This is a genomic window from Halorussus litoreus (assembly GCF_003382685.1).
GTDB classification, from domain to species: domain Archaea; phylum Halobacteriota; class Halobacteria; order Halobacteriales; family Haladaptataceae; genus Halorussus; species Halorussus litoreus.
Genome location: NZ_KZ859507.1, coordinates 75,042 through 98,533 on the forward strand (window position 1 = coordinate 75,042; position 23,492 = coordinate 98,533).

General features: G+C 67.2%; 24 protein-coding genes, 1 tRNA gene and 1 pseudogene. 16 read left to right on the top strand and 10 right to left on the bottom strand.

The features are described from left to right. Positions 1 to 2: 2 nt before the first annotated feature. The 3 genes from DPQ64_RS03300 to DPQ64_RS03310 are packed head-to-tail and all read left to right on the top strand — an operon-like array spanning position 3 to position 2,904. Positions 3 to 560, top strand: a complete 558-nt coding sequence (locus DPQ64_RS03300; protein WP_115862933.1) for a GNAT family N-acetyltransferase — start codon at positions 3 to 5, stop codon at positions 558 to 560. 41 nt (positions 561 to 601) lie between these two features. Beyond that, complete coding sequence (locus tag DPQ64_RS03305) at positions 602 to 1,432, top strand: prephenate dehydrogenase (RefSeq protein ID WP_115862934.1); 831 nt, start codon at positions 602 to 604, stop codon at positions 1,430 to 1,432. Then, on the top strand, positions 1,429 to 2,904 hold the full coding sequence (locus tag DPQ64_RS03310) for a small ribosomal subunit Rsm22 family protein (RefSeq protein WP_115862935.1): 1,476 nt from the start codon (positions 1,429 to 1,431) through the stop codon (positions 2,902 to 2,904). The genes DPQ64_RS03305 and DPQ64_RS03310 overlap by 4 nt, the downstream gene beginning before the upstream one ends. Positions 2,905 to 3,210: 306 nt before the next feature. On the opposite strand, the gene DPQ64_RS18540 is transcribed toward DPQ64_RS03310, so the two are convergent. Continuing rightward, a complete protein-coding gene (locus DPQ64_RS18540) occupies positions 3,211 to 3,486 on the bottom strand; it encodes a hypothetical protein (RefSeq protein ID WP_157971570.1) in 276 nt (91 codons plus the stop codon). A 51-nt stretch (positions 3,487 to 3,537) separates the two neighbouring features. Here DPQ64_RS18540 and aroC point away from each other — a divergent pair, with 51 nt between their 5' ends. Then, entirely contained in the window at positions 3,538 to 4,704 is a 1,167-nt protein-coding gene (gene aroC, locus DPQ64_RS03320; RefSeq protein ID WP_115862937.1) for a chorismate synthase, read from the top strand. A 29-nt stretch (positions 4,705 to 4,733) separates the two neighbouring features. On the opposite strand, the gene DPQ64_RS03325 is transcribed toward aroC, so the two are convergent. After that, positions 4,734 to 5,381: a twin-arginine translocation signal domain-containing protein gene (locus DPQ64_RS03325; protein ID WP_115862938.1), complete on the bottom strand. Its 648-nt coding sequence runs from the start codon at positions 5,379 to 5,381 to the stop codon at positions 4,734 to 4,736. 219 nt (positions 5,382 to 5,600) lie between these two features. Between DPQ64_RS03325 and DPQ64_RS03330 the strand changes: the two genes are divergently transcribed. The 3 genes from DPQ64_RS03330 (at position 5,601) to DPQ64_RS03340 (ending at position 7,578) form a co-directional block, all read left to right on the top strand. After that, entirely contained in the window at positions 5,601 to 5,936 is a 336-nt protein-coding gene (locus DPQ64_RS03330; protein ID WP_115862939.1) for a HalOD1 output domain-containing protein, read from the top strand. 13 nt (positions 5,937 to 5,949) lie between these two features. After that, the gene (locus tag DPQ64_RS03335; protein WP_157971571.1) at positions 5,950 to 6,867 is read left to right on the top strand and encodes a DUF7504 family protein; all 918 of its coding nucleotides are present in this window, start codon (positions 5,950 to 5,952) and stop codon (positions 6,865 to 6,867) included. A gap of 78 nt (positions 6,868 to 6,945) precedes the next feature. Then, complete coding sequence (locus DPQ64_RS03340) at positions 6,946 to 7,578, top strand: uracil-DNA glycosylase (protein WP_115862941.1); 633 nt, start codon at positions 6,946 to 6,948, stop codon at positions 7,576 to 7,578. Between the two features lie 103 nt (positions 7,579 to 7,681). Here the strand turns inward: DPQ64_RS03340 and DPQ64_RS03345 are convergent, their stop codons facing one another. Together DPQ64_RS03345 and DPQ64_RS03350 are read right to left on the bottom strand one after the other, a co-directional pair. Beyond that, the gene (locus DPQ64_RS03345) at positions 7,682 to 8,227 is read right to left on the bottom strand and encodes a metallophosphoesterase family protein (RefSeq protein WP_115862942.1); all 546 of its coding nucleotides are present in this window, start codon (positions 8,225 to 8,227) and stop codon (positions 7,682 to 7,684) included. A gap of 98 nt (positions 8,228 to 8,325) precedes the next feature. Continuing rightward, complete coding sequence (locus DPQ64_RS03350) at positions 8,326 to 8,532, bottom strand: hypothetical protein (protein ID WP_115862943.1); 207 nt, start codon at positions 8,530 to 8,532, stop codon at positions 8,326 to 8,328. Positions 8,533 to 8,610: 78 nt separating this feature from the next. Here DPQ64_RS03350 and DPQ64_RS03355 point away from each other — a divergent pair, with 78 nt between their 5' ends. The 3 genes from DPQ64_RS03355 (at position 8,611) to DPQ64_RS03365 (ending at position 10,272) form a co-directional block, all read left to right on the top strand. Further along, a complete protein-coding gene (locus DPQ64_RS03355) occupies positions 8,611 to 9,390 on the top strand; it encodes a DUF2064 domain-containing protein (protein WP_115862944.1) in 780 nt (259 codons plus the stop codon). Positions 9,391 to 9,431: 41 nt separating this feature from the next. Then, positions 9,432 to 9,515, top strand: a tRNA-Ser gene (locus tag DPQ64_RS03360). Between the two features lie 436 nt (positions 9,516 to 9,951). After that, positions 9,952 to 10,272, top strand: coding sequence for a DUF5785 family protein (locus DPQ64_RS03365; RefSeq protein WP_115862945.1), 321 nt, complete (start codon positions 9,952 to 9,954; stop codon positions 10,270 to 10,272). 46 nt (positions 10,273 to 10,318) lie between these two features. On the opposite strand, the gene udk is transcribed toward DPQ64_RS03365, so the two are convergent. From udk to DPQ64_RS03380, 3 genes are all read right to left on the bottom strand, one after another. Beyond that, complete coding sequence (gene udk / locus DPQ64_RS03370; protein ID WP_115862946.1) at positions 10,319 to 11,065, bottom strand: uridine kinase; 747 nt, start codon at positions 11,063 to 11,065, stop codon at positions 10,319 to 10,321. A 61-nt stretch (positions 11,066 to 11,126) separates the two neighbouring features. Further along, positions 11,127 to 11,327 (bottom strand): hypothetical protein, encoded by a 201-nt coding sequence (locus DPQ64_RS03375; protein WP_115862947.1) that lies wholly within the window; start codon positions 11,325 to 11,327, stop codon positions 11,127 to 11,129. Positions 11,328 to 11,491: 164 nt separating this feature from the next. Then, positions 11,492 to 11,686 carry a cold-shock protein gene (locus DPQ64_RS03380; RefSeq protein WP_115862948.1) on the bottom strand — a complete coding sequence of 65 codons (195 nt, stop codon included), beginning with the start codon at positions 11,684 to 11,686 and terminating at the stop codon, positions 11,492 to 11,494. A 294-nt stretch (positions 11,687 to 11,980) separates the two neighbouring features. Between DPQ64_RS03380 and DPQ64_RS03385 the strand changes: the two genes are divergently transcribed. Then, positions 11,981 to 12,742: a GTP cyclohydrolase IIa gene (locus DPQ64_RS03385; protein WP_115862949.1), complete on the top strand. Its 762-nt coding sequence runs from the start codon at positions 11,981 to 11,983 to the stop codon at positions 12,740 to 12,742. A gap of 510 nt (positions 12,743 to 13,252) precedes the next feature. Here the strand turns inward: DPQ64_RS03385 and DPQ64_RS03390 are convergent. From DPQ64_RS03390 to DPQ64_RS03400, 3 genes are all read right to left on the bottom strand, one after another. Beyond that, positions 13,253 to 14,890 carry an acyl-CoA synthetase gene (locus DPQ64_RS03390; protein WP_115862950.1) on the bottom strand — a complete coding sequence of 546 codons (1,638 nt, stop codon included), beginning with the start codon at positions 14,888 to 14,890 and terminating at the stop codon, positions 13,253 to 13,255. A gap of 111 nt (positions 14,891 to 15,001) precedes the next feature. Beyond that, the gene (locus DPQ64_RS03395) at positions 15,002 to 15,181 is read right to left on the bottom strand and encodes a hypothetical protein (protein ID WP_115862951.1); all 180 of its coding nucleotides are present in this window, start codon (positions 15,179 to 15,181) and stop codon (positions 15,002 to 15,004) included. A gap of 117 nt (positions 15,182 to 15,298) precedes the next feature. After that, positions 15,299 to 15,481 (bottom strand): hypothetical protein, encoded by a 183-nt coding sequence (locus tag DPQ64_RS03400; RefSeq protein WP_115862981.1) that lies wholly within the window; start codon positions 15,479 to 15,481, stop codon positions 15,299 to 15,301. A 165-nt stretch (positions 15,482 to 15,646) separates the two neighbouring features. Here DPQ64_RS03400 and DPQ64_RS03405 point away from each other — a divergent pair, with 165 nt between their 5' ends. The 5 genes and pseudogenes from DPQ64_RS03405 to DPQ64_RS03425 all read left to right on the top strand — a co-directional run bounded on the left by DPQ64_RS03405 (position 15,647) and on the right by DPQ64_RS03425 (position 23,401). Beyond that, positions 15,647 to 16,819 (top strand): alpha-1 4-glucan-protein synthase, encoded by a 1,173-nt coding sequence (locus DPQ64_RS03405; RefSeq protein WP_115862952.1) that lies wholly within the window; start codon positions 15,647 to 15,649, stop codon positions 16,817 to 16,819. Between the two features lie 164 nt (positions 16,820 to 16,983). Then, a complete protein-coding gene (locus DPQ64_RS03410) occupies positions 16,984 to 18,168 on the top strand; it encodes an extracellular solute-binding protein (protein WP_115862953.1) in 1,185 nt (394 codons plus the stop codon). A gap of 1 nt (position 18,169) precedes the next feature. Next, entirely contained in the window at positions 18,170 to 19,822 is a 1,653-nt protein-coding gene (locus DPQ64_RS03415) for an ABC transporter permease (protein WP_115862954.1), read from the top strand. A 37-nt stretch (positions 19,823 to 19,859) separates the two neighbouring features. Then, positions 19,860 to 20,978 (top strand): annotated as a pseudogene (locus tag DPQ64_RS03420) (ABC transporter ATP-binding protein); the annotation flags it as partial. A 206-nt stretch (positions 20,979 to 21,184) separates the two neighbouring features. Next, a complete protein-coding gene (locus DPQ64_RS03425; protein ID WP_115862956.1) occupies positions 21,185 to 23,401 on the top strand; it encodes a DUF7846 domain-containing protein in 2,217 nt (738 codons plus the stop codon). Positions 23,402 to 23,492 lie beyond the last annotated feature (91 nt).

Below are 23,492 nucleotides of genomic sequence, written 5' to 3' on the forward strand. Positions count from 1 at the left end.
CGATGAGCACGGACGTCGAGAAGTTCGACGCCCACGAGGAGTCGGACACCGACGCCGTCGGACCGTTTTCGACACCACCGCGGAGTATCGTCGACGCCGACGGGCGGACGATTCGACTCCGTGGCGCGGACGAGTCGTCCGACGAACGGGCGTCGCTGGCCGCGATGTACGACGAATTCGGGACGGCCGACCGCGCGCAGGGGATTCCGCCGGCTGCTCCCCGGCGGCGCGAAGCGTGGCTCGACCGCATCGCCGAGGGTTTAGCCGTGGTGGCGACTCACGACGGCCGTGCGGTCGGCCACGGCGTCCTACTGGACGGGGACGAGGACCACGAACTCGCGCTGTTCGTCCACCCGGGATACCGCTCGGCGGGAATCGGCTCTGCAGTCCTCCGGACGCTCCTCGGACACGGCCGGAGCGCGGGCATCGAACGGGTCTGGCTGTCGGTCCAGCGCACGAACCGGGCGGCGGTCCACCTCTACCGGACGGTCGGGTTCCGGCCGACCGGGACCGCCGGCCAGATGAAGGCCGCGCTGGAGATGACTCTCTCGCTCCGATAGGAGCGAACACCTTTTGCCACCGGACCGGCTACCACCGAGCGATGAAGCTACTCGTCGTCGGCGCGGGCGAGATGGGTCGGTGGTTCGGCGAGGTCGCAGTCGGGGGTCCCGCCGACTCCGAGACGGCCGACTCCGCGACTGCCGGCTCCGCGACTGCCGACTCCGCTGTCGCTAACCTCGCGTTCGCCGACGCCGATCCGGCCGTCGCCGAGGATGCCGCGGCGGAGTTCGGGGGACGCGCAGTTCCCCTCTCGACCGACGAGACCTTCGACGCGGTCTGCGTCGCGGTGCCGATGTCGGCCGCGGCGGACGTGATCGAGTCCCACGCGCCCCGCGCCGAGCGCGCGCTCGTGGACGTGACCGGGCGGATGGGCGCTCCCGTGGACGCGATGCGTGCGGTCGCACCCGACCGCGAGCGCGTGAGCCTCCACCCGCTGTTCGCGCGGGCCAACGCGCCGGGGAACGTCGCGGTCGTTGCGGACGAGTCCGGTCCCACCGTCGACCGACTGCTCGACGCGCTCGAAGCCGCGGGCAACCGCCTCGTCGAGACGACGCCCGAGGAACACGACGAGGCGATGACGACGGTGCAGGCCCGGACTCACGCCGCGGTGCTCTCGTTCGCGCTCGCCGCGGACGACGTGCCGGAGGGACTGACCACCCCGGTCTACGCGGAACTCCGAGAGGTCGCCGAGCAGATCGCGGGCAACGACCCTGCGGTGTACGCCGAGATCAGCGAGACGTTCGACGGGCTCGACCGCGTGGCCGAGTTCGCCGACCGGTTCGCCGACGCCGACCGCGAGGAGTTCGCGGCCCTGTATCGAGAGGCGACCTCGAATCTCGACGAGTCCGGCGACGGAGGTGCGGACTCGTGACCCCTGACCAGCGCGAGGGAGTGGTCGAGAACGCGAAGTATCTCCGGAACGTCCGGCCCGTCGACCCGGAGGAGATATCCGAATACGTCGACGGCCAGCCCCATCCCGCGGTGGTGAAACAGGTGCTCCGCGAGGAGGCCGCGTCGCTCGCCCTCGTGGAGCGCGAGGACGGCACCTTCGTGCCGGTCGAGGACGGCACCGTGACGCCGACGTTCCGCGGGGTCGAGGCGTTCCCGCCAGAGTACGCTACCGCGCTCGGAGACCTGCTGGTCGAGCGCTTCGGGCCGGACTGGCACCGCGGCGAGTCGGGCGACAATTTGCGAGCGACTATTCGACGGCTCAAGGAGGACTACTTCCGGAACAACCCCGTAGAGTACGACGACCTCGCAGCGCTCGGTTACGCCATCTACCACCTGCCGGACAACTACGCCGTGGTCCAGTACGTTCTCCACGAACTCGCCGAAGCGGGGCAGCTCGACCGCCACCTGCGGATTCTCGACGTTGGCGCAGGCGTCGGCGGCCCCGCGCTCGGAATCCACGACTATCTCGCCGAATCCGAGGAAACCCTCGTGGAGTACGACGCGGTCGAACCCAGTCCCGCGGCGGACGTGTTCGACCACCTCGTCGCGGAGACGGGCAGGAACTTCCACCCGACGCTCCACCGGACGACCGCCGAGGCGTTCGAGCCGGCGGGGAAATTCGACGTGGTGCTGTTCGCCAACGTCCTGAACGAACTCGACGACCCGGGGGCGGTCCTCACGCGCTCGCTCGACTTCCTCGCCGAGGACGGGACGCTGCTCGCTATCGAGCCCGCGGACCGCGAGACGGCCATCGGCCTCCGGGAGGTCGAGCGCGCGGTGGCCGACGAGGCCGGGACCGCGACCGTCTTCGCGCCGACGCTGCGACTCTGGCCCGGCGAGCGCCCGACCGACCGCGGGTGGTCCTTCGACGTGAAACCCGATCTCGCCGTCCCGCCGTTCCAACGCAAACTGGACGAGGGCGAGAGGGCGGGCGACACTGGCACGGGAACTGACACCGGCGGGACGACTGCGGGCGGCGAGCGCGACGCCGCGTCGGGCGAGTTCGTCAACGTCGACGTGCAGTTCGCCTACTCGATTCTCCGGACGGATGGTTTACGGAAGGCCGAGTTCACCGCGGACGCCGACCGGTCGGCCAAGATGGCCGACATGGAGCGCCACGTCACCGAGCGCGTCGACCTCGTAGCTGTCAAACTCAGCCACTCGCTGGCCGAGGGCGACCAGAACCCGGTGTTCAAGGTCGGCGACGGGAGCGAGGCGACCGACCACTTCGCGGTGCTGACCAACGAGACGTCGCTGAACGGCGACCTCCGGACCGCAGACTACGGCGATCTGCTCGCCTTCGAGCGCGTGCTCGTGCTGTGGAACGACGACGAGGAGGCGTACAATCTGGTCGTGGACGAGGAGACGGTCGTGGACGGGGTTCCAGTCTGAAGCTCCGAGGCGTCGTTTTTCGATATCTCGGGCGAACCGCCTTTCGCCGCTGACGCGCTTGCTTGTTCTCCCAGCTGATGCGGCTACTTGTCCATCGAACCGGCGCGTGCGGGCGCGGTTATCGGGAGCGGAGCGACCGACTGCTCGGCAGACGCGGGTTGTCTGCCGGTGCCTCGTGCCGCGCCAAACCGCGCGAGGGACGAGCATCGCAGGCCATAGGCCGAGACGCGCAGGCGGCTGGGGGGGGTCTGCGGCCCGCGGTCGCCGTGCGGTTGCGGTTGCTGTGCGGTGCGGTCACGCCGATGCTCAAGCAGAAGCTAGCTTCGTCTCTGTTTTCAATGAACACGTAGCGACGACCAAACCCGCTACCGCAACAGCAACTACCGCAGTTATGCTTGAGCCTAGGAGAACCGCGACCGCAACCGCATCTGCGACCGCATCCGCAACCGCATCTGCGACCGCATCCGCAACCGCATCCACATCCGCGACAGCAACCACAACTCCACCCGCAACCACGACCGTAGCCGCGGCCGCAACCACATCCACATTTGCACCCGTACCTCGAATCCCGTTCTCGTCCAACCTTGCGCCTTCTCCAAACCATAAATAGCCACCCACTCCAACCAACAGCCAATGAACGGCAACAGCTTCGGACGCCTGTTTCAGGTCACTACCTTCGGCGAGAGCCACGGCGAGGCGATGGGGGTCACCGTCTCGGGCTGTCCCGCGGGGCTCGAACTCACCGAGGAGGACGTGCAGGCCGACCTCGATCGGCGAAAGCCCGGCCAGTCGATGATCACCACGAGTCGCGGCGAACCCGACCACGTGTCCATCAAGTCCGGCGTGCAGGACGGCTACACCACCGGCACGCCCATCGGGATGGTCATCGACAACAAGGACGCTCGCTCGGAGAAGTACGAACCCTTCATCACGGCACCGCGGCCCTCCCACGGTGACTTCACCTACTCGGCGAAGTTCGGCACGCGCAACTGGGGCGGCGGCGGCCGCTCCTCGGCGCGCGAGACCGTTAACTGGGTCGCGGCGGGAGCCATCGCGAAGAAGATTCTCGCACGCGAGGGCATCGAGTTGAAGGCCCACGTCAACCAGATCGGCGACGTAGAGGCCCCCGAGCTATCCTTCGAGGAAATCGTCGAGCACAGCGAGGACAACGAGGTCCGGTGTGGCCATCCCGAGACCGCCGAGAAGATGCGCGAGCTCATCGACGAGTACCAGGAGGCGGGCGACTCCATCGGCGGTTCAATCTACTTCGAGGCGCGGGGCGTCCCGCGCGGGCTCGGGGCGCCGCGGTTCGAGTCGGTCGAAGCCCGACTCGGACAGGCGATGATGTCGGTCCCGGCCTCGACCGCGTTCGAGTTCGGGCTCGGTCGCGAAGCGCGGGAGTACACCGGCAAGGACCGAAACGACGAGTGGGAGTTCAGCGACCCCGAGAACCCCGAGGATGCCGACCCCGTCCCCGTCGAGAACGACCACGGCGGGCTACAGGGTGGCATCACGACGGGCGAGCCCATCTACGGCGAGCTCACGCTCCACGCGCCGACCTCGATTCCGAAGACCCAGACTACGGTGGACTGGGAGGCCGGGGAGGAGCGCGAGGAGCAGGTCATCGGCCGCCACGATCCCGTTCTCCCGCCGCGGGGCGTCCCGGTGGTCGAGGCGATGCTGGCGCTCACGCTGGTCGACTTCATGCTGCTGGGCGGACGCATCAACCCCGACCGCGTGGATGGACGGCCCGGCGAGTACGACACCGACTACCATCCGAGCAGTCCGCGAAACGAGTAGAAAGGACGGGTACGTCCGCAGTCCGGCGACTACGCGGAGCTGTTGTTGCCCGAGCCACCGCCGCCGCCCGACTGTAGCTCGACGTCGCCGAGCATCGTGTTCGGATGGACGAGGCAGATGTACTGGGCCATCTCCGGGGTCGCGGTGAATCGGACCGCCTGCACGGCCCCCTGCTGGTTGATTATCTCCGTCTGAGCCACGAGTGACTGCGTCGTGGTCATCTCACCGCCAGTCTCGTTGCCGCCCGCCATCCCGCCGTCGGACTCGTTGACCGCCGTGAGGTTGCCGTCCGAGACGGCGACCGAGACGTTCTCGTCGGGCGCGGTCTCGTTCAACTGCTGGTACGTCTCCTGCTCGACCGACAGCGGTTCGAGGACTTCGAGGTTGTTCCCCTGGTCGTCCTGGATGGCGAAGTTGTGTGAGGCCCCGTCGACGTTCTCCCAGATGAGCGTGTAGGTCGTCCCCTCCTGCAGCGTGAGCGTCGGGTTCCGGGTTCCCAGTGCCGCCTCGCCGCCGGGCAGGCGGTAGCCCTTCCATCCCGGCGTGTCCCCACCGAGCAGGATGAGTTCGCTGCTCGCGTCGCCCTCCTGCGCGAGTACCGTCGCGTTCAATCCAGCCAGTGCGCCAGTCGCTGCCGCCGCTTTCAGGAAGCGCCGGCGTGACGTGTGCTCTGTCATGAAACCCCCACGGTAACTGTCCGGGCGAAGCGGATTAAGTTGCGTGGCCGGTCGGCGGGGCGAAGCCCCGAGAACGACCACGCGAGCCGATTAGGTTCCGATTTCTTCCCATAGAACGCACCGGGGATCGAGGCAGGGCGTCGACCGCGACCGCGGCGCTTCCGGCCCGCCGTAAATTTATTAGGATGCGGACCGGAACAATCGCTGGGGCCGGGAAACGTGTCAAAGACCAATCTAGGAAACGATACCGAAGAAAGCTCGATACTCTCGAAGTCACCCGACAGAGAAGGGATCTACCGTGCGACCCACGACCCGGACGGGCCGGCCACCGTCAGCGACACGGTCATCGAGGCTATCGCCGAAGTCGCGGGCGTCGACCCGACCAGTACGATCATCCCGCTCTCCGACCGCATCGACCCGGACGCGCTCGACGCGCTGTTCGCCGACGACGCCGGCGACGCGCAGGTGAGCTTCTGCGTCTGTGGCCTCGACGTGTTCGTCCGAAGTGACGGCCACGTCCGAATCGTCGACGAATCCGCGCCCGAACTCGACTGAGGAGGGGACTGACGTGCAAGACACAAGACTGGTCCGAACCAGCGTCGACGGCAACTCGCACACGCTCGTCCTGCGTCGGACCGGCGACGACTCGTCCGAGTTCGGCCCGCTGTTCGATCTGCTCCCCGACGACGAACCGAACGACGTACTCGCGGTCACGCACGAGCAGTCCGCCGCGTTCCTTCAGCGGTGGCGCGAACGCATCGACCGGCGACCACGGAACATCGGCGTCGTCAGCGTCGGCGAGGTGATGCGGTCGGCGACGCCTGCACATGCCCCCGCACAAAGCGTGGTCCGCGGCGTGGCCGACCCGACCGACGCCGAGGGCATCCGCGACGCCGCGGCGAGCTACCTCGATGCGTGGCCCGACGACGGCCGGACCGTCGCGTACCTCGACTCGACGACCGAACTCGTCGACGACCTCGGGGGCGAGGGAGCGTTCGAGTTCCTCCGGGAGTTCCGCCGGACGCTCGACGCGGGCGACGCCGCGGGCTACGTCTGCCTGCGACCCGCGGCTCACGACTGCGAGTTCGTCCGCGAGGTCGGCGCGCTGTTCGACACCGTAGTAGAGTGCGTCGACAGCGCCGCCGTCGCGTCGGCGAAGCCCTCGGTGAGCGACTGCTTTACCGCCATCGCCGACCGGCGCAGGCGACTGGTCCTCGCGGAACTGCTCGACGAGGACGACCGCGACTACGAGAAGCGTTCCGTGACGGGCCTCGCCGACGCAGTGGCCCCACGAATCGAGGCCGACCGCGAGTGGGTCACCGCCTCGCTCATAGACGTCCACCTGCCGAAGCTGGCCAACCTCGGAGTCGTCGCGTACGACCGGGGGCGCGAGCGGGTCGCACGGGGCCAGCACTTCGAGCGCGTCGAACCGTACCTCCGGCGGGCGCTCGACCGGGAGCGACAGGCAGTCGAGGAGCAGCCCTGACATTTCTATTCCGTTCATAGACACTACCCCGTCGACTTCCCGACCGGTTTTTACCGCGCGAGTCCCACGTCTCCGACGATGGACGCGAACCAGCAGACCCGCGCGAACCCGTTCGGGATGGACGCCGACTGCCGGAACTGCCCGGCGCTCTGCGAGACTCGCGAGCGGGTGGTCCACGGGTACGGCGACGTGGGCGCGGACTTCCTGTTCGTCGGCGAAGCGCCCGGCGAGAGAGCCGACCGCACCGGCGTCCCGTTCACCGGCGACGAGCGCGGGGAGGCGCTCCAGCACGTGCTGGGCCAACTCGGGCTCAATAACTCGCTGCCGAGCGACGAGGACCCCGAACTCGAGAACGCCTTCGTGACCTACCTCACCAGATGCCGCGAGCCCGAGCGCCCGCCCACAGACGAGGAGGTCCGGACCTGCGAGCCGTACCTCAACGCCGAGATACGGATGATCAACCCCGAGATCCTCGTTCCGGTCGGCCAGCGCGCGCTGACCGAGATCGCGACCGAGTACACCACCGCACCGGCAGAGGAGTTCGACGCGGTCGAGGACCACGCCACCACCATCCGGGGTCGGGGCTTCGAGATCGTACCGATGGCCGACCCGCGAGACGCGAGCGACGACGAGCGCGAGGCGTTCGTGGACCGCTTCCTCGCGCTGATGGACGGGGATTATCGGCAGACGAAGGGTCGGCGCGGGCGGTAGTGAGGGCGGGTTAGGGGAACGGTGAGGGAACTGTCGTTGGTCGATTGCACCGAAACAGGGTCTGTCTCGCGTGGTGTGATCAGAAGTACGGAGTGCGGACGTATCACGCCTCGTGGAGAATCACGTCGACGTCGTCGTCAGTAACTTCGGCAGTCATCATCGTTGCCCTCCCGTCGGCTGGACCGACACCAGTTGCGCTCCCTGGATTCAACACTCGAACGCCGTCGTGGGTTTCGTCCTCTGTCTCGTGACTATGGCCGCCGACACCGACGACCTGTTCGTCCGAATCGGCTCTCGCCAGTGCCGTATCAGAAATCGCATCGAGCCAGTCGTCACGGTCGAAAACAACCCCTTCCGAACTCGAAACCGCCCGCTCGACGAAGTTGACCATCCCGTGCGAAACGACGACAGTTACACCATCGGTCGTGACCGATGCAACCGCCGAGAGATCGATGTCGGCCGGGTCAGCATTTCCGTAGACCGCAGTCAGACCGTTGGCGAGTTCTCGCACGTCCCAGAGGGCCCCCTTTGAGCCGAAGTCTCCAGCGTGAAGAACGTGGTCGGCCTCTTCGATGTGTTCACGGAACGGGTCGGGTAGTTGCTCTGCTTGTCCAGGGATATGCGTGTCAGAGAGGATTGCAAGTTCCATGACGCTAACTTCTGTCACGATTATGAAAATCTAACGGTTGAAAATGGTGAGTACATGCTCCATACTCACCAGCGAGGTAAAGCTACGGATCCTCGTCGTCATCGACCCCAGTAGGGCGTCGACAGCCAGCGCGACGGCGCGGAGCCGAGCGCGCTCAGACCGAGGACCACGACCGCGACGAGGCCGACCGTAGCGAGCGCCGCGGTGTTCCCTGCGATTGCGGCGGCGAGTCCGACGAGCGCGCCGACCGCACCGACCGCGAGCAAGACGACTGCGAGCACGGCGAGTGGTTTCCACCAGTTCATGGTCTCGTCCTGTTCATGCCCAGAGATTGAGCGCCCCGGATTAAAACTTTCAAGGTCCGCGCGCCCGGAGGTGCGAGCATGACAGTCATCGCGGTCCTCGCCGACCCGCCGCGGCCGGGCCTCGTCCTGCCGGACCTCCCCGACTCCGCGCCGCTCTCCGAGGCCGAGGCGGCCGACCTCTACGCCGCGAGCCTGAAGGACACCTTGCTCGCCGTCGAGCGCAGCGGCGGCGAACTGCTGGTCAACTACCGACCGGACGACCTGATTCCGGAGGCGTATCGCGGGGACGAGAGCGCCCAGGCCGAGATTCGCGCGCTCGCGGCCGACGCGCTCGACGACCCGGACGCCGCGCGCTACGAGGTGCAGGTTGGCTCGAACGTCGCGGCGCGGGCGGGCAACACCGTCACCCACCTGTTAGAGGAGGAGGACGTCCAGTCCGCGGCGGTGGTCCCCGGCACCGCACCGACGCTGACCCGCAAGGAGGTCGACAGCGCCGCGATGAAGCTTCGACGCAACGACGTGGTGCTCGGCCCGAGCGAGCGCGGCGGGACCCACTACGCGGGCTTCACTGAGCCCATCGACTTCGAGGACGCGTTCGCCGTCCCCGCTGTCGAGACGCTGGCGATGCGCGGAGCCGACGCGGGCCACGCCGTCGACTTCCTGCCGAGCGCACCTCGGGTCGAGTCCGGGCCGGAACTCGCCTCGCTGGTCGCGCTGCTGAACGCCCGGGCGACTGCCGGGCTGGTCGTCCCCGAGCACACGACCGAACTGCTCCGCGAGTGGGGACTTCGCGTGTTCGCTGGCGAGGATGGAGGAGCTGACGGGGAGGGTGGCGAGCCAGAACTGGTCCGGGAGTAGACCGACAATTCTTAAACCGCTCGCGGCGAAGAATCGATTGCGGTGGGATGGCAGAGTGGACTAACGCGCCTGCCTTGAGAGCAGGTGGCCGGAAGGCCTCTTGGGTTCAAATCCCAATCCCACCGCTTTTCGGACGAACATCCTGCGAGCAGCTCGTCTGCTCGCCTCATCGTGAGGAAGGACACGGTCTCAGATTGGGATTTGAGCCCTGCCAGTCGCAGCCCGGAACGGCGCGTACGAGGCGCAACGCGCCTCGGCAACGCGAGCGGTGAAACCGCGAGCGAGCGCCGCATGCCCGGACCGTCTGGCTCCGGTTCAAATCCCAATCCCACCGCTTTTCGGACGAACACCCTGCGAGCAGCTCGTCTGCTCGCATTACAGTGAGGGTGGAGCGTGAAGGGAACGCTGCCAGCAACGAGACCGCAAACTACTGCTTGAGCCTGTGAGACCGCAACCGCACCGCGAGCACCCCGGACAGCACCGCAACCACACGACACAGCACCGCGACCGCTCCGAACGCGGAGAGAAATCCTTTTCCTCCACCCGTCCGACGACTCGGGTATGGACTGGCCCCACGACCCCGACGGCGAGGAGGGCAGCGAAGGCGGACGCAAGTACGGCATGGCGATCCTCGCCAAGCGACTCGACGAGGACGAGGACTTCCCGCTGTCGAAGCGCGAGTTCGTCGACGAGCACGGCGACGAGCCGGTTCGGATCAACTACCAGCGCGTGGTCAGCGTCGCGGACATCTTCGAATACGTCGAGGGCGAGGAGTTCGACAGCATCGTCGACTTTCACAAAGCGGTGGGTGCCGGGATGCGCGCCGGCGGCTTCTGGGACTACCACCCGCAGGGCGAGAATCCCGAGACGAAGCACGCCTGAACCACGACGGCTCGCCGACTGCTGACGTTATTTTTCGCAGGTCGAGCTACGATTCGTCGTCCGTCCAGCGCTCGGAATCTTCGTCGGTATCGGCAACGCCCGGTCCCGTGACGGCGAGGTGGTCGGAACTCTCGCGCTCGACGTTCTCCTCGCTCAGGGTCCACGCGGACCCCGAGTCGGTGTACGTCTCGGCGCGAACCTTCTCCTCGAGCAGGTTCACCGCGACCCGGTTCGCGCCCTCCGGGATGATGAGGTCCGCACGCTTCTTCGTCGGCTCGACGAACTGCTCGTGCATCGGCTTGACCGTCGAGAGGTACTGCTCCATCACGCCTTCGAGATCGCGCCCGCGCTCGACCACGTCGCGCTCGATGCGCCGGAGGATGCGCACGTCGGCGTCGGTCTCGACGTACACCTTCACGTCGAGCATCTCGTTGACGTCCTCGTCGTACAGCGCGAGGATGCCCTCCAGTACGATCACGTCCGTCGGCTCGACCGTGAGGGTCTCCGCTTTGCGGTTGTGGATCGAGAAGTCGTACTGTGGCATCTCGATGGTCTGGCCCGACAGAAGCGCGTCCATGTGCTCGTGCAGGAGTTCCCACTCGAACGCTGATGGATGGTCGTAGTTGACCTCCGCGCGCTCCTCGAAGTCGAGATGGCTCAGGTCCTCGTAGTAGTTGTCCATCGAGATTCGAGTCACCGAGTCCTCGACCTCCGCGGTTATCTCGCGAGCTACCGTCGTCTTCCCCGCGCCGGTTCCCCCGGCGATGCCGACGACGAAAGAGGGGATTGTCATTGGCAGGGAACAGGTGAGAAGGGGGTTTGAATCTCCCGGAATGGGACCGCCGAAGGCGAGTCTACGCCGCGTCGTGAGCGTCGTCCATGCTCATCAGCGCGCCGGTGTGGAGAGCGATGGCGACGAGGACTACGCCACCGCCGGCGAGCATGAACTCGTTGAGCGCCAGCCCGGCGTTCAATGACACGCCGTACAGCACGATGGCCAGTCCGACGACGGTAACGAGCAGCGACAGTCCGAAGGTGACGGATTCTCGGACCACACAGGAGCGACGAGTCGAACGCTCAAAAAACTTGGCGAGGACTCTCCGTGGAGTTCTTCGATATGAAGCCGACAGCACGATGGCGCTCGATAGCGCAGTCGCTCGTCGGTCGTCGTTTACGGAAAAGCGCATTCATCCGCCGTCAGGCGGCGTGAAAGCGTTGTTTAAAGGCGCGTAAGGTTCGTCGCGCGCGGACCCTTCGGGGCCTGTTCGATGCTAAACTCTACGTCGGTTCCCTCTTCGAGGTCCGGCCCGCCGATGTCTTCCATGTGGAAGAACACGTCGTCGTCCGCGTCCTCAGTCGAGATGAATCCGTAGCCGCCAGTGTCGTTGAAGAAGTCAACGTTTCCTTCTGCCATTGCGAGTAAACAAATGTCGGTTGCAGGGATAAGGCTTCCGTAATACGTCCACCTCGAACGCAAAAATCTGGACGAATATATACCGAAAGACGGTGCTCGACGTGCCGAAGCCGACCAAACGGACAGCTTCGCTCCTCTTCCCGACTACTCCCCGCGATTCTCCACCGGAAATCCGGTGGATTCGACCCCCTGGCGAGCGCCCGGCGAGATATCACAGCCCGGCATTCTCAGTTCTGGTACAGCTATCGGAATTAGGACGACTTATAAGCCGGCGTTGCGAACGACCGCCCAACAGTGACGAACGCGCAGGTCACCCTGATCCAGATCGACAACTACGGTCCGTGGACAGTGACGCCCGAACCGCGCCGCGAGGTGGACCTCCAGACGCTCCAATCGCGGCTGTACGCCGACCTCTCGCAACTGGTCGGCAACCGCGACGGGTACGTCTTCTTCACCCGATTCGACAACATGATCGCGGTCACGAACGGGATGGACGAGGCCGACCACGCCATGATACAGGAGTCGGTCGGCAACCGCTACCCCGTAACCGTCAGCTTCGGGGTCGGCGCGGACCCCAGCCCGGTCGCGGCGCTCTCGACGGCGACCGACCACATCCAGGACGCCGGCAGCGCGCAGGCGGCCGACCGGACGGAGATCCTCGGCGGCGCGACACTCGACCCCGACGAGCGCACCGACGACGACGTGCAGATCGCGCACTTCGATGTGAACGACGCGACCGGGAAGTACACCGACCGGATGAACGCCTTCGACTCGTTCATCCACATCGAGCAGGGGTACGCCGAACTCATGCAGTACTTCCGGCGCGCACACGAGGGCCTCGCGTTCTTCGTCGGCGGGGACAACGTCATCGCGGTGTGTCCGGACCTCGACCGGGCGGCCTACGAGGACACCATCCAGCACGTCGAGGAGACCGTCAACGTCGAACTGAAGGTTGGCGTCGGACGGGCCGCCACGGCACAGCCGGCCGGGATGGCGGCCAAGCACGCGCTGGAGGACTGTCGGGAGAACGGCGATAGGGTCGTTTTCGAGGAGTAGAGGTTTGTCGGCGTTCTTGTGGAGTTCTTTAGAGTTTCCATGAATTCGCTGTAAACGTCGCTTCGAAAACCCGGAGAACGACCGACTGCGGAGAAGTAAAACTACGTTTCGAAAGCCCTCGGCGTGCTCGCCACCGTCGGAGGCAAGCTCCGACGAGCCCTCCTTCGCTGCGCTCACGAGGAGGCCGCTCAGCGGGATATCTCGCGGGCGCAGAACTGCGCCCGCGAGATAGTGGCCGCGCTGAGACGACTAAACTGGACGCCGGAAGACAAACCGCGACTTCCGAGGTCACATTCGCTTCGATCACGTGACCGCGAGCGCGCCTCGCCCTTTCAGTCCGCCAGGGGTCGGTTGATCCACCGGCCGAAACTGCCGGTTGATTCACCGGCCGAGACTGCCGGTTGGCCCATCGGTCGAGACTGCCGGTTATTCCACCGGCCGAAACTGTCGGCTGATCCACCGGCCGAAACTGCCGGTTGGCCCACCGGCCGAAACCGGTGGAGACGAAACTTACTCCCCGAACTTCTGGCGTTCCTGCTCGCGGAGCTCGATGCGGCGGATCTTCCCGCTGGAGGTGGTCGGCAGTTCGTCGACGTACTCGATGCGGCGCGGGTACTTGTACGGGGCCGTCTGGGCCTTCATGTAGTCTTGCAGTTCCCCGGTCAGTTCCTCGCTGCCCTCGTAGCCGTCCGCGAGCACGACGTAGGCCTTCACGACGTTCCCGCGCTCGTCGTGCGGGCTGGCGACCGCGGCGGCCTCGGCGACCGCGTCGTGACCGACCAGCGCGTCCTCGACTTCGAACGGGCCGATGCGGTAGCCCGACGAGATGATGATGTCGTCGGCCCGACCCTCGAAGAAGAAGTAGCCGTCCTCGTCCATCCGTGCGAGGTCGCCCGTGCGGTAGTAGTCGCCGTGGAAGGTTTCGGCGTCGAGGTCCGGCTTCTCGTAGTAGCTGTCGAAGATGGCCGGACTGTCGACCGGGACCGAGACCTCGCCAGTCTCGCCCGGCGCGACCTCTTCCTCGTCCTGCGTGTCGAGCAGGGTCACGTCGATGCCCGGCACGGGCTTGCCCATGCTCCCCGGCTTCACGTCGATGCCGGGGTAGTTCGTCACCAGCGCGACCGTCTCGGTCTGGCCGTAGCCGTCCCGCGGGGTGACGCCGAACGCGTCCTCGAACTCTTGGATTGGTTCGCGGTTCAGCGGCTCGCCCGCCGAGACGGCTTCGGTCAGCGCGAGGTCGTAGTCGGCCATTCCGTCGACCTGCGTGAACATCCGGTACTGTGTCGGGACCGCGCAGAGTCGCGTCACGCCCTCTTCTTCCATCAGGTCGAGGTACGTTCCGGCGTCGAACTCGCCCTCGTAGACGAACTGGGTCGCGCCGGTCGTCAGCCCCACGCCGACCGGGCTCCAGAACCACTTGGCCCATCCGGTGCCGGTGGTCGCCCAGAGCAGTTCGTCCGAGAAGTCGGTGTCGCGGTCGACGCCCCACCAGTACCGGCCGTTGATGCGCTCGAAGCAGTGCATCCACCGGTGACGGTGAAGCACGGGCTTGGGCTGGCCCGTGGTCCCGCTGGTGTAGTTGATGGACATCGGATCCTCGGCGGCGAGAGCCGGCCCCTCGTGGTCGGTCTCCCGGCCATCCAGCAGGTCGGCGAAGCCGTGCCAGTTCTCGCTGTCGGGAGCGCCATCGGCGTCGAGGACGATCACGCGCTCCAGCGGCGTCTCGTCGAGCACCGGCTGGACCATGTCGGTGAGGCTGTCGTGGACCACGACGGTTTCGGCCTCGCAGTCGTTCGCCCGGAAGGCGATGTCCTTCGGCTTGAGCATGGCCGAACACGGCACCAGCAGCGCGCCGCGGTCTAGCGCGCCGAGTTGGATGGCGAAGGCGTCGGGGTGACGCGGGAACAGGTGCATCACGCGGTCGCCCTCACCGACGCCGAGGTCCGCCAGCGCGTTCGCGAAGCGATTCGCATCGTCTCGGAGGTCGGCGTAGGTGCGCTCGGCCTCGTTGCCCTGGTCGTCGCGGAACCGGACCGCGACCCGGTCGCCGAAGCTCTCGGCGTGGTCTTCGATCACGGCCGGGAGGTTGTAGTCGCCCGGAATCTCCCACTCGAAGTTCTCGCGCTCGCGCTCGTAGTCGAGTGCCATGTCCGGGAGATTCAACTGTCGACCATTTGGCTTTGTCGCTCGTTCCCATCGGGTCGGGGTCGGGCACCCGTTTTTTCACTTCTTCGACCCTCTGGGCTCCCGCGTTCTGCCTCAGACCGCTCGACCGCGACGGGACAGTCCGACGAGCAGCGCGCCACCCGCGAGTATTAGCACGGACACCGCGAGCAGGACCAGCGTGTACCTGAGTTCGAGCACCTGCGGCGAGAACAGCACTATCGCGCCGACGACGAGCAGTGCGATTCCGGTCCAGAGCTGCGTCTCGTCGTCCATGGTCGAAACCACGACGCCGAGCCCCTTAGCTCCGGTTGCCGTGCATAGTCACGCAAACGGTTTTGCGACGGTTCGGTCGGGCTTCCTGCGGGTCAGTCCGGTCGTACTTCCTGTGGGTCAGACCGGCCGTCCGTCTTCGGCAGTGCCGACGAGGTACGCCCCCGCGGCGAGGCCGAGCACCGCGACCCCGCCGACGATCTGTTCGTACGGCAGGCCGAGCGCGACCGGACCGAACAGCAAGACGGCCCCGACGAGTAGGATGGCGATTCCGCCCCAGAGTTTTCGGTCGTTTCCACTCATAGTCGTCGGTACGGGGCCCGGCCGCTTGGTTTCGATTCCGGACATGTTCGTCGGAATGGGGCGAATCCCTTTTAAGAACACGAGCGCGGCGCTCCCGAGCGCTGGCGAACTCCCGTGACGTATGGATAACTTTTTAGGCCTGCCTAAACTCTTCTTAGGTACCCGATGAACGCAACGAGCGCGACCGAGGACATCTGCGTCGTCGTCCCGACGATCCGGGAGTACGAGTGCATGCGGGCGTACTTCGACAACGCCCGGCAACACGGCTTCGACCTCGACCGACTTCACGTCCTGCTGGTGACCGAAGACTTCTGCGACACCGAGGAGATGCGGGCCATGCTCGACGAGGAGGGCGTCTCGGGCGAAGTGTTCGACGGCTCTCGGCGCGAAGCGTGGTACGACGACCACGGCATCTCGGAGTACGACCACCTCGTGCCGGCGGCCAGCCACGCCGAGACCAGCTTCGGCCTGCTGTACCTCTGGGCTAACGACTTCGAGTACGGCTTCTTCGTCGACGACGACACGCTTCCCCACGACGACGCGGACTTCTTCGGCCGTCACCTCGACAACCTTCACTTCTCGGGCGAGATCGAGGCGGTCTCCTCGGACGAGAACTGGGTCAACGTGCTCTACCAGAACTTCGACGAGCACGGGCTCTACCCGAGGGGCTACCCCTACTCGGCGATGGACGAGACGGTCGAGACCGACACCACCCGCGTCTCGGACGTGGTCGCCTCGCAGGGGCTGTGGACCAACGTGCCGGACCTCGACGCGGTGCGCATCCTGATGGACGGCGACCTGCGCGGGCAGGCTCAGACCCGGACGACGAGTGACGACTACGGCGACGACTTCGTGGCCGCCGAGGGCAACTACCTCACGGTCTGCTCGATGAACCTCGCGTTCCGGCGCGAGATCGTCCCGGCGTTCTACCAGCTCCCGATGGACGACAACCGGTGGGACGTCGGCCGGTTCGACGACATCTGGTCGGGCGTGTTCCTCAAGCGCGCCTGCGACCTGCTCGACAAGACCATCTACAACGGCGCGCCCCTGTGCGAGCACAACAAAGCGTCGCGCTCGACGTTCGACGACCTCAACAACGAGGTGCCGGGTCTCGAACTCAACGAACACCTCTGGGAGGTCGTCGACGCGGTCGGTAGCGACGCCGACTCGTTCGCAGGCGCGTTCGAGGCGATGGGAACCGAACTCGCCAGGGGCGACTTCGAGACGTACCAGAACGGCGAGTTCTTCAACTACGTGGGCGAGTACATGCTCGACTGGCTGGCGGCGCTCGACGAACTCCGGACGCTCCGAACCGCGCCGGCTCCCGCCGACGACTGACTCGCTTTGCCCGCCGACCGACTGCACCCACACCGCCGGACGGCCGACCGCGGTCGCGGCGACCGACCGCGATTGGCCGACCGCCTCGATCCCTCCTTCTCTCCCAAACCCGCGAACGAAACCAGTAGGTATAAGAGTTTTAGGCTGGCCTAATCTAGTAAGCGATGACTCACCGAGACAAGTCGAGCCGACGCCGGTTTCTCGCGCTGAGCGCGGCGACGGCGACCGCGCTCGCGGGCTGTGCCGGAGACGGCAGCGATCAGGAGACGCAGACGGCGACCACGACCCAGGGGGGAAGCACGACGAAAGCGGACGGGGCCGACGCCGGTGTCGACTCGTTCCAAGGATCCGGGCCGTACTCGGAGGGTCGCCCGGACCTCGAGGGGACGCGCATCGAGGACCTGCCCGACCTCTCGGGCACGCTGAACCTCTACCTCGGCGGTGGCGAAGGCGGCCTCTACGGCAACCTGCTCGACCGGTTCCGCGAGGTGTACCCGGACTTCGACCCGCAGGTCCGGTCCGCGCCGACCGCCCAGCTCGCCAACACCATCGTCGAGGAGTCCTCGGGCGGGTCGAGCTCGGCCGACGTGTTCTGGGCCGTCGACGCCGGCTCGCTCGCCTACGTGGCGAACCAGGGCGTCGCGACCGAACTCCCGTCGGAGGTCACCGACCCCGTGCCCGAGACGTTCCGCTTCGACAGCCAGTGGGTCGGCGTCGCGGGCCGAGCGCGTGCGATTCCGTACAACACGGACCAGCTCTCGGCCGACGACATCCCGAACAAGGTCGCGCAGTTCCCCGAGACCGACGCGCTCGCCGACTCGATGGGCTGGGCACCGACCTACGGCGCGTTCCAGTCGTTCGTGACCGCGATGCGCCTCATGGAGAACGAGGACGCGACCAAAGAGTGGCTCCAGAAGATGGTCGACCACGGCGTGACCGAGTACAACGACGAGTTCCTCACCTCGAACGCGGTGGCCGACGGCGAGGTCGCGGCCGGGTTCGCCAACCACTACTACGTGCTCCGGGTGAAGGCCGCGCGACCGAACGCGCCCATCGATCTGGCGTTCACGCAGAACGACGCCGGTTCACTGGTCAACCTCAGCGGCGCACAGGTGCTCCAAGGGGCACAGAACCAGGAACTCGCGACCAACTTCGTGCGCCATCTGCTCACGGTCGAGGCTCAGGAGTTCTTCGCCACGACGGCGTTCGCCTACCCGATGATCCCCGGCGTGCCCCCGGTGGGTGGACTGCCGCCCATCGACGAACTCAGCCCGCCGAACCTCGACCTTTCGGAACTGTCGAACCTCGGACCCACGCTCCGGCTGATGCGTGAGGTGGGCGTTCTCTAAGATGAGCGCACTCGACAGACTCGAAGGGTACGTCAGGCGACGGGGGATCGGGGTCGCGGAGGACGGAGACTCGCTCCCCGTGGGGCTGACGCTGCTGGCGGCCGGTATCGCGGTCGCGGTCCTCTCGCCCATCCTCTGGATCTTCCTCCGCGCGGCCGACGTGGGCGTCGAGAGCTCTATCGCCATGCTCTCTCGGTCGTCGATGATCGACATTCTCGTCAACAGCGTGGGGCTGGTGACGACCGTGACCGCCGCGTCCGTCCTGCTGGGGGTTCCGCTCGCGATACTCACGGTCGAGACCGACCTCCCGTTTCGGCGATTCTGGACGGTCGTGCTCGCACTCCCGCTCGTGGTTCCGAGCTACATCGGCGCGTTCGCGTTCGTCTCGGCGTTCGGCCCGCGCGGCGCGCTCGCGGACGCGCTCGCCCCCCTCGGCGTGGAGTCCATCCCGACCATCTACGGCTTTCACGGCGCAGCGCTCGTCCTCACCCTGTTCGTCTACCCGTACGTGTTCCTGACCACGCGGGCGTCGCTGCTGTCGTTCGACGGCACGCTCGTCGAGGCCGCCCGGACGCTCAACCACTCGCGGTGGACCGCGTTCCGCCGCATCACGCTCCCCCAGATCGCGCCGGGCATCGCGGCGGGCAGCCTGCTGGTCGCGCTGTACACCCTCTCGGACTTCGGAACGCCGTCGATCATGCAGTTCAGCGTGTTCACGCAGGCAATCTACGTCGATTTCAACACGTTCGGCCGCGACACGGCCGCGCTGCTGTCGCTCGAACTGCTCGCGGTGACGGCGGTCATCGTCGCGCTCGAGTCCCGGGTCGGCAATCAGGGCAGCGAGAGCTACGCCGGGGGCGGCGGCCACACGGAGCGCACACCGCTGGGCGCGTGGAAGATCCCCGCGCTGCTGTTCTGCGCGGCGGTCACCACCCTCGCGCTCGTGGTCCCGCTCGCGGTGCTGTTCATGTGGCTCACCCGGAGCGGCCCGGGGTACGCTGGCGGCGGGTTCGCGTTCGAGTGGGTGTACGGCTGGAACTCGACGTACGTCTCGCTGCTGACCGCGGCGGCGGCGACCCTCGCGGCCATCCCGGTGGCGTACCTCGCGGCGCGCTACCGGTCGACCGTGAGTTCGCTGATCGACCGAGCGACGTACGTCGGCTACGCCACGCCGGGCATCGTTTTGGGCATCGCGCTGGTGTACTTCGGGTCGTCGTACGGCCCCGCGGTGTACCCGACGGTACCGCTGCTGGTGTTCGCCTACGTCGTCCGGTTCCTCCCGCAGGCGGTCGGGACGACCCGGTCGTCCGTGCTGCAGGTCGACGCCAAACTGGTCGAGGCCGCCCGGACGCTCGGGCGCACGCCGGGCGAGGCGTTCCGGAAGGTGACCCTGCCGCTCATCGCGCCCGGCGTGATCGCGGGCGCTGCGCTGGTGTTCCTGACCACGATGAAGGAACTGCCCGCGACCCTGCTGTTGCGACCGGCCGGGTTCGAGACGCTGGTGACCCACATCTGGCGCGTCCAAGAGGCCGGTTACTACGGCCAAGCCGCGGTGCCCGCGCTGGTGCTGGTCGGCGTCTCGGCGCTCTCGATGCTCGTCCTGCTCGTGCAGGACGGAAGCCTCATTAAACGGGAGGAACGAACGGATGAGTAACGACGCGATTCGTTGCGATTCCTCAAAGGACGACACTATGGAACGAACCAACCCGGACGCGCTGACGACCCCGCGGGACGAGGCCGATGCCGAGGCGGCCGACGCAGACACCGTGCTGGAACTCGACGGCGTGGTCAAGGAGTACGCCGCCGAGACCGCGGTGGACGCGCTGTCGCTGTCGGTCCGCGAGGGGGAACTGCTCACCCTGCTCGGCCCCTCGGGCTGTGGCAAGACCACCACGCTCCGGATGATGGCCGGGCTCGAACGCCCCGACGGCGGCGCGGTCCGGCTCGCCGGCGAGTCGGTCGCGGACGGCTCGCAGCACGTCGAACCCGAGGACCGCGACGTGGGCCTCGTCTTCCAGGACTTCGCGCTGTTTCCGCATCTCACCGTCGCGGAGAACGTCGCGTTCGGACTCACCGACGCGACGGAGGCCGAGGCGGACGCGCGCGTCGAGGAACTGCTCGACCTCGTGGACCTGTCGGCCCACAGCGAGGCCAAACCGACCGAACTGTCCGGCGGCCAGCAACAGCGGGTCGCCTTGGCGCGGTCGCTCGCGCCCGAGCCCGAGATCCTGCTGCTCGACGAGCCGTTCTCGAACCTCGACGTGCGCCTGCGGGTCGAAATGCGCGAGGAGGTCCGGGCCATCCTTAAGGAGGCGGGCGTCACGGCCGTCTCGGTCACCCACGATCAGGAGGAGGCGCTGTCCATCTCGGACCGCGTCGCGGTGATGAACGACGGCCGGATGGAGCAGGTCGGCAAGCCCGAGGAGGTGTTCGAGCATCCCGAGTCGCGATTCGTCGCCTCGTTCCTCGGGCAGGCCGGGTTCCTCTCGGCCTGGTTCGAGGAGGGGACCATCGTCACGCCGATCGGCAACTTCGCGCCCCAGCGACTCAACGGCCTCACCGACGACTACGTCGGCACCGACCTCGACGTGCTGGTCCGGCCCGACGACCTCCGGGCGACCGTCGTCGACGAGACCGAGGCCGACGGCCACATCATCCACCGCCAGTACACCGGCCCGTCGTTCGTCTATCGAGTGAAACTCGACAACGACGACGTGGTCCACTGCCAGCACAACCACGTGAAGGAACTCGACATCGGCAAGCCGGTCCGGGTGGAACTCGACGCCGACCACACGCTGGCGTGGTACCCGCCCCGTGAGGAGAGCCAGCCGTTCACCGAGCGCGTCTCGGGCGCGCTGTCGGGGTCGGCCCGGCGAGCGAACGAGTCGGACGCGGACGACGCGACCGGTGCGAGCGAGTCCCGTGTCCAGACTGACGGGAGCGGTCCCGAAACCGACGGAAGCGGCTCCGAAACTGACGCCTCGGACGACACTGACGAGTCGGACGCGCGTCGGCGATGAACAGACGGCGGTTCCGCCTGCTCGGCGCGGCGCTGACCGGCCTCGCGGCCGCGGTCACGCTTCTCGTCTCGACCGAACTGTTTCCCTACCACTCGGTGAACCACGACGAGGCGGTGTACCTCCAGCAGGCCGCGATGCTGTTGGACGGAACACTGTCGCTCGCACCCCCAGTTCTGGACTCCTTCCGGCCGTGGTTCTTCTTCGAAGAGGCCGGGCGGCTCTACCCCAAGTACGCGCCGGTGCCCGCGGCGATGTTCGCGGTCGGCGAGGCGCTCGGCGAACCCCGCATCTCGCTGGTGCTGATCGCCGCGGGCAACGTTGCACTGGCTATCGCCGTCGCAAGCGAGGCGTTCGACCGCCGGACCGGGCTGCTTGCCGGAGCCTTCCTGCTGGCCTCCCCGCTGTTCGTCGTCGACTCGGCGGTGTTCCTGCCGTACGCCCCCACCGCGTTCTGGAACCTCTTGTTCGCGTTCGGATACATCAGGGCCGCGCGACGCGCCCCGGTCCTGCAGTCCGGTGCGCGCGAGGAGTCGCCGTCCGGCGACTCCTCGCGCGCCAGCGACAGCTCCAACCGTCGCACGAGCGCGGCCTACGCCGCGCTCGCGGGCCTCGCAATCGGAATCGCCTTCTTCTCGCGGCCGTACACCGCGGTGCTGTTCGCGCTGCCGTTCATCGCACACGCGCTGTACTCGCTCGTCACGGCGGTTCGGCGAGAGCGCCGCGCGTCGCGCGGCGCTCTCGCCGAATTCGCCTCGCCCACCGTCGTCCGGCTGTCGATAACCGCAGTCGGCGGCCTCGCGGGCGTGGCCACCGCACTCGTGTACAACGCCGTGGTGACCGGCTCGCCGTGGCTGTTCCCCTACGAGGCGTTCGCGCCTGCGGACGGCCTCGGCTTCGGCCACCGCGAGATTCTGGGCCACAGCGAGGCGTACACCCCCGCGCTCGGACTCCGGGCCAACGCCGAGGTGGTCCGCGAGCTGTTCACCGAGTGGGTGGTCGGCGGCTCTGTCGGCACCCTGCTCGCGGCGCTCGGCGTGGCCGAATTCCTCCGGCGCGCGAGCGTTCGGCCCTCGTCGTGGTCGCCCGAGTTCACCGACGCGCAGGCGAAGGCTCTGCTGGCGGGCCTGTTCGTCTCGGTCGTCGCGGGCAACGTCTACTTCTGGGGCAACCTCAACCTGCTCGGGGACCTCGCGGACCCGGACGACGGCCTCATCGTCGCGCTCGGGCCGTACTACCACTTCGACCTGCTGGTCCCGACCGCGGCGTTCGCGGCCCGCGGCACGCTCCTCGTCGGCGACCGAGTGCGCGCGTGGACGGAACGAACCGACCACATCGGCGAGCGCGGCCGCAGTTCCGCGCGCGGAACTGCGGCCGCGCTCGCGCTCGCTACCGCGCTCGTGCTCGCGGGCGCGACCGGTGCTGTGCTCGCGCCGCCGGTCGCAGACAACGCCGAGACCACCGGCGCGTACGAGGACGCCTACGCCCCGTTCGAGGACCGCGAGTTCTCGAACGCCGTGGTGTTCGTCCCGACGCCGTACGGCGACTGGCTCAACCACCCGTTCCAGCACCTCCGGAACGACCCCGGCTACGACGGCGACGCGGTGTTCGCGGTCGAGGACGGCTCGGACGACCTCGCGGTGGTCTCGGCGTTCCCGAACCGCACGTACTACCGTTACGTCTACCGCGGTGCGTGGGTTCCCTTCACCGGCGAGTCTGTCACGCCCGCGATCCAGCGCGTCGACGCCGTCGAGGGCGAGCGCGTCACCGCGAGCGCGACGCTGGGCCTGCTCGACTCGGCGGACCGCGTCTCGGTCCGACTCGCGAGCGACGGGGGCGTGGCCTACTACGCCGTCAACGACACGTCGAAGAATTTGACCGTCGAGATTCGCGTCGAGAACGGGTCGGCCCGCCTCGCTGGACCGGGCCTACGCTCGTCCGGCGACGACGCGACGGTCCCAGTCGCAGACGAGGACGAAGTGCGCGTCGAGGTGTTCGTCAACGACCGCGCCGGCGGCGGGTTCTCCTACCGACTGGAACTCCCGGTTCGCATCGGGGACGACGGGACGGTCCGCGCGCTATCGCCGATCCGGGAGGCGTGTCTCTCGCCCGCGACCTGCGGCGGCGAGGCCGCGTACGTCGAGCGCGCGATGCCCGACGGGATCCGGATGGAGACGGAACTGCGGGCCGACAGCATCGAGAACGCGACCGCGTGACCCACCGGGCGGCGTACTCCCCTCCCCGCGAGGCCAGCTCTGGATGCGGAGTATCTTCTGTCGGGGGTTTCGGACGCTCGTCGCGTGAACT